Below are 1,356 nucleotides of genomic sequence, written 5' to 3' on the forward strand. Positions count from 1 at the left end.
AATGAACTTTCCTGAAATAGGTTGACTAAAAATTAGACCATTAATTATAGTCACTTATGAAAACAAAAAATGAACACTGGCGAAAAAAAAGCTACCAAAAAGTCAATCTAGAAACAAAACTTTTGGTCGTTGACCAAATCCTTACCGGACACATTTCTAACAATCAGGCCTCCAAAAAATACGATGTCCCGAGAACAACAATTTCTTATTGGTTAAGAAAATACAGTACCTTAGTGCAACAAAACAATGGTATGAGTAAGAACGATGAAATCAAAAGGTTAAAGGAAAAAATCGAGGAACTGGAGTTCCAAAAAGACTTCCAGCAAGACATTATCGCTGATATGGAACTTATTACAGGGGTCGATATGTCAAAAAAGTCATTGCCCAAAACATTGGCAAAAGAGATAGAGCGAAAGAAAATGGCTATTATAAAAGAAAATGGCTCTATGGATGTTTTGGGATATCTAAACAAGCCTTCTACAAAAGACTCAAAGCACAACAAAAACAAGAAATAGACCAGCAAAAACTAATAAAAATGGTCAAGGACTACCGTAAAAAAGTAGGCTCTAAAACGGGTGGTATTAAGCTACATAAAGAACTAAAACAAAACTTTATAGACGCTGACATCAAAATCGGCAGAGACAAATTCTATAAGTTTCTTAGGCTAAATAACCTTTTGATTCCGAAAACTAAAAATTACATCACTACTACAAACTCAAACCATATGTACAAAAAATATAAGAACCTTGTAAAAGACCACGTTCCTACTCGACCCGAACAACTATGGGTAAGTGATATCACTTACATTAAAACTGAAAAAGGACACAACTACCTAGCTTTAGTTACAGACGCATATTCCAAGCAAATTATGGGATATAATCTCGATAACCATATGAGAACATCTCTTTGCAAAAAAGCGCTCGATATGGCCATTAAAAACAGAAAATATCCTAATCTAAAACTCATTCACCATTCTGATAGAGGCTTTCAGTACTGCAACCCTAAATACACACAGTTTGCGGAAAGTAACAATATCACAATGAGTATGACCGAACAGTACGATCCTTACGAAAACGCTGTTGCTGAAAGAATCAACAGAACGCTAAAACACGAATACGGTCTAAAACAAACTATTAAAAGCACTGAATTAGCTCAAAAGTTAACTCAACAAGCAGTATATATTTACAATAACCTGAGAACACATTTTAGCCTTAACTTGAGAAAACCGGCCGAAGTGCATCTTAACCCCAACATCAAATACAAATCCTATCGAAAAAATAATGTAAATTTACACCAACTCAACATCTAAATATTAAAATATAGCTATCAAAAAAGAGTCAACCTATATCAGTATAA

2 protein-coding genes are annotated in these 1,356 nt (G+C 33.9%); both read left to right on the top strand.

What is annotated here, in order from left to right; translation table 11 throughout:
• Window positions 1–56 precede the first annotated feature (56 nt).
• Entirely contained in the window at window positions 57–515 is a 459-nt protein-coding gene (locus DNG35_RS12125) for a helix-turn-helix domain-containing protein (protein ID WP_233494491.1), read from the top strand.
• Complete coding sequence (locus tag DNG35_RS12130; RefSeq protein WP_233494492.1) at window positions 461–1,309, top strand: IS3 family transposase; 849 nt, start codon at window positions 461–463, stop codon at window positions 1,307–1,309. The genes DNG35_RS12125 and DNG35_RS12130 overlap by 55 nt, the downstream gene beginning before the upstream one ends.
• Window positions 1,310–1,356: the final 47 nt, after the last annotated feature.

This window comes from Mesonia sp. K7 (genome assembly GCF_003233725.1).
Classification (GTDB): Bacteria; Bacteroidota; Bacteroidia; order Flavobacteriales; family Flavobacteriaceae; genus Mesonia.